Genomic DNA, 9,743 nt, shown 5'->3' on the forward strand with positions numbered 1-9,743 from the left:
AAAATTACCCTTTTGGGTCATCCCCTTGTTTGCTAGGTTATTTCGCTTTTTCAATCACTTGTTGCAGGGCGGCTTCAATTTGCGGCAGCCATTTGTCACCCTCAGCTTTGTTTTTTGCCTTTGCCGCCTCTAGGTAGCGTGTCGCCTGTTCGTTCAAGTCGGTGTATGCTTTGTCGCCAAGCAGCGTTTTGATATCCTGTTCGATCATGTTAATAAAGAGCGCGCCTTCTAAGGCGGTGATCACCGACTTGTCTTGCCCCCAATTTTCTTTGCTTTCTTCATATTCGTGAAGCGCCACTTTCGCCCATCCGCGCACGAACGCATGGTTCACCGCTTTCGGATCGAGCGTTTTGACATCGGTTTGCAGGTCAAACTGTTTCAAAATGTAGTCCGCCTCCTCCGCGGCATGCCGTTTCATATACGGATAGACGGACTGATAAAACGCCCAGCCTTCCGCCTGCTCCACTTTGGCTTCTTCGGCGTTTTCCTTGGCCGCAGCCGCCGCCTTCGCCGCATAGCCGTGCGGCAGCGCTCCGCTCGCTAAATAGAATGTTTTCATCAATGTTTTGTCCACGACTTGCTTGCCGAGGGCAAATGAGAGCGCATCATCGTTTTGGACCGCTTGCTCCATTTGGGCAAACGCCCCGTTGATCGCGTCAACCAACTTCGTTCCGTAAGCCGCATCGCGCTTTTCCACGGTCGACTGCAAAATCGCGTAAAAGGTTTTGGCTTCCTTAAGCTCTTCCTTTACTTCTTCCTTATTGGCCCAATGTTCTTCTGCTTCGGTAAACTCATGCTTGATCGTCGTGTAAAACACTTTTTGCATCAGCTTGTCAAAAATTTGCTTGACAACCAACGGCTCAAGCGACCCGTCTTTGCCGGCGGCCAGTGCGTTGGTAATATGTTGGTCAAGCGTATCTTCAAATTCCGCGTCACGTTTTTGTACAAGCGGCTGCAGCTTTTCTTTGTAGATGCTCTCCACTTTGCCGAAGTCGACCGCCCCGCCTTGCTTCGCCTTCTCAAGCTCCGCGAGCGCTTCGCTGAACGCTCCCGCATAATCGACTTCCGCTTCTTCCTTCTCGTTCTCCGTCTTCTCTTCCTCTTTCGGCTTTTCTTGTTTTTCCACAGCCGTTTGGTTGCTGCTTTCTTTTTCTGTTCCCGCCGTCTGTTTGCTCTGGCCGCACGCGCCAAGCGCCAACGCCGCGGCGGCAAACACGGCGAGCCACTTCCATTTCAATGACATTATGTATCCCCCCGTTCACACATCCAAAAAAATGATAATCAATATCAATCGGTTCCAAGCCATATGTCCGGCGTTTGGATGCGACTTCAAGCGCCGCTTCATCAATGCCGAGTTCCGGCGCCAAAAACTTTGCCACTCCTTTCGGATCGCGGTTTGCCCACTGGTCGACTTTCTTCAGCTCCTCTAAGATGACATGCACGACATCGGCATGATTTTGCGCAAACGAACGCGAAGCGAAGAAAAACTCACGGTTCGCTACCAATCCTTGGCCGTCAGCGAGCACTCGAGCCTTTCCTCCCTTTTCAGCGGCGGCGTAAAACGGGTCCCAAATGGCCCACGCATCAACGCTCCCCTGCTCAAATGCAGCGCGAGCATCGGCTGGTGGCAAATAGACCGGCTGAATGTCAGAAAGTGTCAATCCCGCTTTTTTGAGCACCTGCACAAGCAAATAATGGACATTCGATCCTTTGTTTAACGCCACCTTTTTCCCTTTCAAATCCGCCACTGTCTGAATGGACGAGTCCTTTTTGACTAAAATGGCCTCGGACACAGGATTGGGAGGTGACGTCGCTACATACAAGAGCGGTGTACCAGCCGCTTGAGCAAATACCGGCGGCGCTTCACCGGTATGGCCAAAATCGAGGCTTCCGGCATTCATCGCTTCCAACAGTTGAGGACCTCCCGGAAATAACGCCCATTGTACGGTGTAGCCTAATTTTTTCAGCCGTTTTTCCAAGTCACCACGCGCTTTTAACATGTTGAGTGTCCCGTATTTTTGATAGCCGATGCGGATGACTTTGCTAGATGGCGGAGAGGATGACGATGATTTGGCGTTCGCAGGCTCGTTATGTATTCCGCATCCAGATGCCATCGCCAGCCATAAAGTGACTGCTAACATTCCGCCCAATGTTTTCCAGAATACTTTGTTTTTCATGATCGCTTTTTCCTCCTTTGCTCATTTCTTGCAATGCTTTCACACACGTACGTGATCGTCATTCTTGATCTCCTTCTTAATTATGACTAAATAGACAGGAAAAGTATGAATAATAGGTGTAAAACAAACTTAACCACTAGGAATTGTTGGTTATAAATATAAAGAATTATCTGCCATCTGTCAACCATTTTTCAACAAAAAATAAAAATCCAGAGGAAGAGGCCTCTGGATTTTTCCTATGCCATCACTACACATGTTTGCCGACAAGCTGAGCAAGCGCCTCTTTCGGCTGATAGCCGATCGCTTTATCGACAAGTTCGCCGTTTTTGAACACGAGCAGCGTCGGGATGCTCATGACGCCGAACTTCGACGCTGTTTCCTGGTTTTCATCGACATTCACTTTGACGATTTTCACTTTGTCGCCCATTTCGCGGTCAAGCTCTTCCAGCACCGGAGCGATCATGCGGCACGGTCCGCACCATGGCGCCCAAAAGTCAACGAGCGTGAGGCCGTCTTTCGTTTCTGCGGCGAACGTTTGGTCAGTGGCGTTGACAATCGCCATATGGATTCCCTCCCATCTTCTTGAATGCTGCAAGCAAAGTATACCATGGAATGCATGTCGGCGCGAATGTTTTGCTTCGTTTCTACTATTCGCTTTTGCCGCGGAATTTATCCGTCAAAAAACGGACGGCTGCAGCCGCCCGTGTTGTTCATTACGAATGCACTTTCAGTTTTTTGAACTCTTCGGTGAGGAGCGGAACGACTTCGAACAAATCGCCGACAATGCCGTAGTCCGCGACTTTAAAGATGTTGGCTTCCGGGTCTTTGTTAATGGCGACGATGACTTTCGAGTTGGACATCCCCGCTAAATGCTGGATGGCGCCTGAAATGCCGCAAGCGATGTAAAGGTCCGGCGTGACGACTTTCCCCGTTTGCCCGATTTGCAGCGAGTAGTCGCAATAGCCGGCATCGCACGCCCCGCGCGAAGCGCCGACCGCGCCGCCCAACACTTCGGCGAGCTCTTTGAGCGGCTTGAAGCCTTCGGCGCTTTTGACGCCGCGGCCGCCGGCGACGATCACTTTCGCCTCGGTCAAGTCGACGCCTTCCGCCGTTTTGCGGACGACTTCTTTGACAATTGCGCGCAAGTCTTTAATCTCGACGGCGAGCGCTTCCACGCTGCCTGTGCGCGACTCGTCGCGCTCAAGAGGCGCGATGTTGTTCGGACGCACCGTCGCAAAGATGATGCCGCTTGTCACGATTTTCTTTTCAAACGCTTTGCCGGAGTAGATCGGACGGGTAAAGACGATGTTGCCGCCTGCCTCTTCGACGGCGACGACGTCGGAAACGAGGCCGGCGTCGAGCTTGATGGCCAATTTCGGCGACAAGTCTTTGCCGAGCGCCGTATGGCCGAAGACGATGCCTTCCGGCTGCTCTTTGTCAATCACGGCTTTTAACGCTTGCGAATAGCCATCTGATGTATAAAATTTCAAATTCGGATGTTCGATGACGACGACGCGGTCCGCACCGCGGTAAATGAGTTCGTTCGCATGCGCCTGCACTTGGTCGCCGACGAGCACCGAGACGACTTCCCCGCCTTCGGCGATCGTTTTGGCCGCTGCAATGGCTTCAAACGAAACGTTCCGCAGCGATCCATCCCGCACTTCTGCTAAGGTCAATACTTTACGTGCCATGTTTCAGTCCCCCTATCCTTTGATTCCCCGTTGTGCTTCATCCGAACGCCGACAGCGGTTTCCGCTTATACCACTTTCGCTTCGGAGCGGAGCAGCTGAACGAGTTCCTTCACTTGATCGGCGATCTCGCCTTGCAAAATTTTGCCCGCTTCGCGCTTCGGCGGCAAGAACACTTCGATCGTTTTTGTTTTCGCTTCAACATCATCTTCCTCGAGGTCCAAATCGTCAAGCTCCAGCTCCTCAAGCGGTTTCTTTTTCGCTTTCATGATCCCAGGCAACGACGGATAGCGCGGTTCATTCAGCCCTTGTTGAGCGGTGACAAGGAGCGGCAGCGACGTTTCGATGATTTCCTCATCCCCCTCGACGTCGCGCACAACGGTCACTTTGCCGCCGTCGGCAATGTCCAGCTTCGTGATCGTCGTCACATACGGAATGCCGAGCAATTCCGCAACGCGCGGGCCGACTTGCCCGGAACCGCCGTCAATAGCGACGTTGCCGGCTAAAATCAAGTCCGGGTTTTTGTCTTTTAAGTATTCAGCGAGCACTTTCGCCGTCGTATATTGGTCTTGTTCTTCGACATCATCGTCAATGTTGATGAGCACCGCTTTATCGCAGCCCATGGCGAGCGCCGTGCGCAGCTCTTTTTCCGCTTCCTCGCTGCCGACGGTGACGACCGTCACTTCACCGCCGTGTTTGTCGCGGACTTGAATGGCTTCTTCAATGGCGTATTCGTCGTACGGGTTGATGATGAATTCAGCGCCTTCCTCGTTGATCTTGCCATTGACGATGGAGATTTTTTCTTCCGTGTCAAAGGTGCGTTTCATCAACACAAAAATGTTCATGTCGTTCCCCTCCTCGGTTTGGTCGAACATTGTTTCATGTTCCAACATTCAGATATTTACAGGGATCATTTCCCTTTAAAGACAGGCGGCCGTTTTTCCAAAAACGCCTGCACGCCTTCTTTTGCATCCTCGGATCCAAACACGCGGCCAAACCATTCCGCTTCCTCGCGCACTGCCTCGGCAAACGATTTTTCCTTCGCGGCGTTGAGCAGTTCAATCGTCGCACGGACGGAAAGCGGACTTTTGGCGGCGATCTTTTTCGCCAACGCTTTTGCTAATGATAATCAATATCAATACAATAAGATTATAAGAGAAAATGAATTTCAATGTCAACACATGATGAAAAAGAGAGGACTCCCTCGTTGCCGGTCCTCTCTTTCGCAATCAATCAAACTTTAATCACATTAGGGAAAAATTCGTGGCCCACAACCTCTCCCTGAATGGAGGAAGAGGAAGGAGTGTTCAAGTGCAACAACGGGAATAACAGCTCCGCCACTCGATACGCCTCTTCCAGATGCGGGTAGCCGGACAAAATGAAGTAGCGGATGCCCAGCTGCTCATACTCGCGAAGACGCTCGGCCACGGTTTCCGGATCGCCGACGAGAGCCGTGCCCGCACCCCCGCGCACCAATCCTACCCCAGCCCATAGATTTGGACTGATCTCCAACGAATCCCGCTTTCCGCCGTGCAGCTGTCGCATCCGTTGCTGTCCCACCGAATCGTAACGAGCAAATACCCGTTGCGCCTCTTCAATCGTCCGGTCATCGACATAGCGAATCAATCGCTCTGCCGCTTCCCGTGCTTCTTTTTCCGTCTCACGAACGATAATATGGAGACGAACGCCAAATTCGATTTTTCTGCCTTCTTGACGAGCAAGCTCCCTTACCCGTTCGATTTTGTCTTTCACCTGTTCAGGAGGCTCGCCCCAGGTTAAATACACATCCGCATGGCGCGCCGCAACCCGTTGGCCGGCATCCGACGATCCGCCAAAAAAGATGGGCGGATACGGCTTTTGCACCGCTGGAAATAGCAGTTTGGCTCCCTTGACCGACACATGTTTTCCACTCAACGTCACTTCTTCTCCTGCAAGCAATCGACGCCAAATCGTCAAAAACTCGTCCGTTGCCTCATATCTTTCGTCATGGGACAAAAACAACCCATCCCCTGCCAGCTCAACGGGATCGCCACCGGCGACGACATTCACGAGCAGCCGGCTATCGGAAATCCGATCGAATGTGGAAGCCATGCGGGCAGCCAACGTCGGCGTCATCAATCCGGGACGGACAGCGACAAGAAAGCGCAAACGGTCGGTTTCAGCCGCCAATGCCGAAGCGAGCAGCCAAGGATCTTCGCACGATTTGCCGGTTGGAATGAGCACGCCCGTATATCCTAAGCGGTCGGCTGCTTGGGCGACTTGTTTGAAATAGCTGTATTCTGGGGAGCGACCACCTTTTGTCGTCCCTAAATATCGGCCGTCGCCATGAGAAGGGATAAACCAAAGCAACTCCATCTTTTTTCCTCCTTATCCAATCACGGTTTTTTCGGTTGCACAGGAAATGGATTGAAAGACCTCTTCCATCCGCGACAACAAATCGTCAGAAAGCACAAGGCGACCTTCGTCATCATGCCCCAACGTCCAATCCAAAATAAAGACGCCATGCAAGATTTCCCGCGCGCCCAAAATGGAGAAAATCGGTTTGAGCGCGTATTCGAGAGCCAACAGATGAGCAATGGTTCCCCCCGTGACAATCGGCACAACCAGCTTCCCTGCAAACGCCTTTTCCGGAAGCAAATCCAAATACGCTTTTAAAATGCCGGTGTAACTCCCTTTATACACTGGACTTAACGCAATGACCGCTCTCGACTGGCGGATCCAATCATGTGTTTCGGCGATCGGCTCACTCGATGAATGAGCATAAAGCAGATCTTCAGCCGGCAAATCGCGCAATCGGATGAAATGCACCGTGTGGCCGAGCTGTTGCAATTGCTCGCTCACCCATTCAGCCACCCGATTCGTTTTCGAGGTGTGCGACGGGCTTCCAGAAATAATGGCCACCGTTGTCATTTGTTTCCCTCCCACATTCTTTTTTTGCCCCCGTCGTCCTTGACATCCCTTTTGCCCCTTTGGCGGGCGTTGTTCAAGGGGATCCGGCTTTTACAACGCCCCGTCATGTTCAGTAGAACGGCTTGTATTCATGAACTGTTAATGTTACTGGATTACTTTATTGTTCCTTTATGACGACCACAGCATCTTTCGCTTTGACCCGTTTTGAGATCAACCCGGCTTCATAAAAACGATCTGCAATGCGCTGCTGGGCGTCGATCACCTCCTTCGTCAGCGGAAACACACCATATCCTCTTCGGCTCAACGTCCGTTTCCAAATTTCTTCGCCAATTTTCGTTTCTTTGGCCAATAGTTTGGCGGCTTCATCTGGAGAAGAGTGAATTTCTTGATGGACTTTGTTCAGCTGTGCAATGACAGTCTGAGCTACATTGGCATACTGTTTCACATACTCATTCCGCCCCACGATAAATCCATATTGTTTTGGAAGTCCTTTCGCATCAATCAAAATGCGCGCCCCGCCGTTCACTTCGGCATCAGCCAAGAACGGATCCCAAATGACCCAAGCGTCAACATCACCTCGCTCAAACGCAGTTCGCGCTTCAGACGGTTGCAAATACACGGGGGTAATGTCGTTGAGTGTCAATCCAGCTGTCTCCAACGCCGTCAATAACGTATAATGGGCGCTTGACCCTTTGCCGAAAGCCACTTTTTTGCCCTTCAAATCCGCCACCGTATGAATCGACGATGTTTTCGGCACGATGATCGCCCGCGCGACTTCCGGTTCATAGGCAAGATACACCAACTGTGAATCCGGATTGGCCTGCGCCAACACAGCGGGCGCTCCTCCGACATAGCCGATGTCAATCTGTCCTGCATTCAACGCTTCAAGAAGGGGGGGACCGGATTGGAATTCAAACCATTTTACTTGAACGCCATGCTTTTGCAATTGTTTTTCCAAGTACCCCTTCTCTTTCAAAAAGAGAGAAAATGATGATTTTTGAAAGCCAACGTGCAATTCTTTCGGCCAAGAATCCGTCGATGCCGACTGTTTAGGAGAAGACAAGGAAGCAGAACGTTCTTGGCCGCAAGCTGCCAACAACAGGAATGCACTCAACACCGAAAACAAAAGGAGCCTTCTTTTCACTGTCTATAGCGCCCTCCTTTTTTCACTCATCGAAGACGCGGCGATGACTTTCTCATCAGATTCTGCGCTTAAAATGCGGCGCAAAATCGTATCGACCAAATCAGCTTTTCGCCAACGCTTTTGCTTCATCAAGAAGCCGCTCTTCCGGCACCGCCTTGTTGGCAAGCCCCCATTCAACCGCTTCGAGTCCGGTGATCGGCTCGCTCGTCCACATCATTTCCGCCGCTTTGCCAAAGCCGACGTAGCGCACAAGCCGCTGCGTGCCAGCAAATCCAGGGATGATGCCAAGCTGCAGCTCCGGAAGGCCGAGTTTGGCGTTTTCCGCCACCACGCGAATGTGGCAGCTCATAGCCAGCTCCAACCCACCGCCTAATGCGGCGCCGTGAATCGCCGCAATGACTGGTTTGGAAAAGCGTTCGATCCGCTCCATCACGAGTTGGCCGTTGCGCGACAAGCCGGATGCCTCCTCAGCGGAAGCGATGGACGTGAATTCTTTAATATCGGCGCCGGCTGAGAAAAATCTTCCTTCGCCATGAAGCAACACGACGCGCACGTCCGGGTCGGTCTCGAGCTCGTCCAACACGGTTGAAAGCTCTTTCAAAACCGCTGATGAAAGGGCGTTCGCCGGCGGCCGCGAAAACGTCACGACGGCGACGAACTCCTCTTTCGCTATGCGAAAATGCTCCATGAAGCCTCTCCCCTTTCTGCCTTTCCTAACGCCCGGCGGCGCACCCTTTGACGAGCAGTTCGTACACCGGATCGGCGAGGGCGGCCAAGTCATACTTTTGCTCGTTCATCACCCACGTCGTCACCGTTTCATCCAGGGTGCCAAAGATCATTTGCCGAGTGAGCCGGACGTCTAAATCTTGGCGAAACTCCCCTTTTTCCATCCCCTCCATGATGATGCGGTCGATGAGCCGCAAATATCCTTTCAGCACCTCATTGATGCGATGGCGCAGCTCTTTGTTCGACTGGCGCAGCTCAAGCTGCGTCACGACCGCCATATGCGGATCAGCGGCGAGGGCGGAAAAATGAGTTTTCACCAATACATACAATTTCTCTAGGGGGCTTGAAATTCCTTCTGTCTCTTGTTCAATTTTCTCGATGAACGCCCCCATCTTTTCCTGAAAAAGCGAAATTAAAATATCCTCTTTGTTTTTAAAATAAAGGTAGATCGTGCCGTCGGCGACACCGGCCTGCTTGGCGATTTTCGACACCTGTGCTTGATGGTAGCCGTGCTCGGCGATGACGACGACGGCAGCGTCAATGATTTGCTTAAATTTCGGCTTTTCCCTCCGCAATATGGATTCTCCTTTTCTCACTTTCCATCCGCCAAATGAATGAACCATCATTCATATTTTCATTTTACGGGCAATTCTGCCGATTTGTCAAGCTTCTTTTTCTCCTCTTCCACCAACACGCGGCGCAAAATTTTGCCGACCGCCGTCTTCGGCAATTCGCTGCGGAACTCGTAGATGCGCGGCACTTTGTAAGCAGCCAGGCGCTGGCGCATAAACGCGTCAAGCTCCTGTTCGCTGCACATCTCCCCCGGCTTTAACACGACGAACGCTTTCACCGTCTCGCCGCGGTACGGATCCGGAACGCCGATCACGGCCGCTTCCTGCACTTTCGGGTGCTCATACAGCGCTTCTTCGACTTCGCGCGGGTAAATGTTGTAACCGCCGGCGATAATGACATCTTTCTTGCGGTCGACGATATAAAAATACCCCCGCTCATCCATATAGCCGATGTCACCTGTATACAACCAACCGTCGCGCAGCACTTGCTCGGTCTCCTCCGGACGGTTCCAATAGCCTTTCATCA

The 9,743-nt window shown here is 52.0% G+C and carries 8 protein-coding genes and 4 pseudogenes; all 12 read right to left on the reverse strand.

Annotated elements, in window-relative coordinates; genetic code table 11:
• Window positions 1-37: 37 nt before the first annotated feature.
• Window positions 38-1,243 carry a hypothetical protein gene (locus VU18_RS21270; protein ID WP_014196476.1) on the reverse strand — a complete coding sequence of 402 codons (1,206 nt, stop codon included), beginning with the start codon at window positions 1,241-1,243 and terminating at the stop codon, window positions 38-40.
• A gap of 46 nt (window positions 1,244-1,289) precedes the next feature.
• Window positions 1,290-2,177: pseudogene (locus VU18_RS11635) on the reverse strand (sulfonate ABC transporter substrate-binding protein); the annotation flags it as partial.
• Between the two features lie 247 nt (window positions 2,178-2,424).
• The gene (trxA, locus tag VU18_RS11640; RefSeq protein WP_014196485.1) at window positions 2,425-2,739 is read right to left on the reverse strand and encodes a thioredoxin; all 315 of its coding nucleotides are present in this window, start codon (window positions 2,737-2,739) and stop codon (window positions 2,425-2,427) included.
• 151 nt (window positions 2,740-2,890) lie between these two features.
• Window positions 2,891-3,868 carry an electron transfer flavoprotein subunit alpha/FixB family protein gene (locus tag VU18_RS11645; RefSeq protein ID WP_011232160.1) on the reverse strand — a complete coding sequence of 326 codons (978 nt, stop codon included), beginning with the start codon at window positions 3,866-3,868 and terminating at the stop codon, window positions 2,891-2,893.
• Between the two features lie 65 nt (window positions 3,869-3,933).
• Entirely contained in the window at window positions 3,934-4,710 is a 777-nt protein-coding gene (locus VU18_RS11650) for an electron transfer flavoprotein subunit beta/FixA family protein (RefSeq protein ID WP_011232161.1), read from the reverse strand.
• Window positions 4,711-4,775: 65 nt separating this feature from the next.
• Window positions 4,776-4,994, reverse strand: a pseudogene (locus VU18_RS11655) (enoyl-CoA hydratase-related protein); the annotation flags it as partial.
• 104 nt (window positions 4,995-5,098) lie between these two features.
• Window positions 5,099-6,220 carry an FMNH2-dependent alkanesulfonate monooxygenase gene (gene ssuD / locus VU18_RS11660; protein WP_047758134.1) on the reverse strand — a complete coding sequence of 374 codons (1,122 nt, stop codon included), beginning with the start codon at window positions 6,218-6,220 and terminating at the stop codon, window positions 5,099-5,101.
• A gap of 12 nt (window positions 6,221-6,232) precedes the next feature.
• Entirely contained in the window at window positions 6,233-6,775 is a 543-nt protein-coding gene (ssuE, locus tag VU18_RS11665; protein WP_014196479.1) for an NADPH-dependent FMN reductase, read from the reverse strand.
• A gap of 157 nt (window positions 6,776-6,932) precedes the next feature.
• A complete protein-coding gene (locus tag VU18_RS11670; RefSeq protein ID WP_014196480.1) occupies window positions 6,933-7,919 on the reverse strand; it encodes an aliphatic sulfonate ABC transporter substrate-binding protein in 987 nt (328 codons plus the stop codon).
• A 106-nt stretch (window positions 7,920-8,025) separates the two neighbouring features.
• Window positions 8,026-8,607 (reverse strand): annotated as a pseudogene (locus tag VU18_RS11675) (enoyl-CoA hydratase); the annotation flags it as partial.
• 25 nt (window positions 8,608-8,632) lie between these two features.
• The gene (locus tag VU18_RS11680; protein ID WP_011232163.1) at window positions 8,633-9,220 is read right to left on the reverse strand and encodes a TetR/AcrR family transcriptional regulator; all 588 of its coding nucleotides are present in this window, start codon (window positions 9,218-9,220) and stop codon (window positions 8,633-8,635) included.
• Between the two features lie 59 nt (window positions 9,221-9,279).
• Window positions 9,280-9,743, reverse strand: a pseudogene (locus VU18_RS20270) (AMP-binding protein); the annotation flags it as partial.

Origin of the sequence: Geobacillus sp. ZGt-1, from assembly GCF_001026865.1 — a bacterium.
In the GTDB taxonomy this organism is placed as follows: domain Bacteria; phylum Bacillota; class Bacilli; order Bacillales; family Anoxybacillaceae; genus Geobacillus; species Geobacillus thermoleovorans.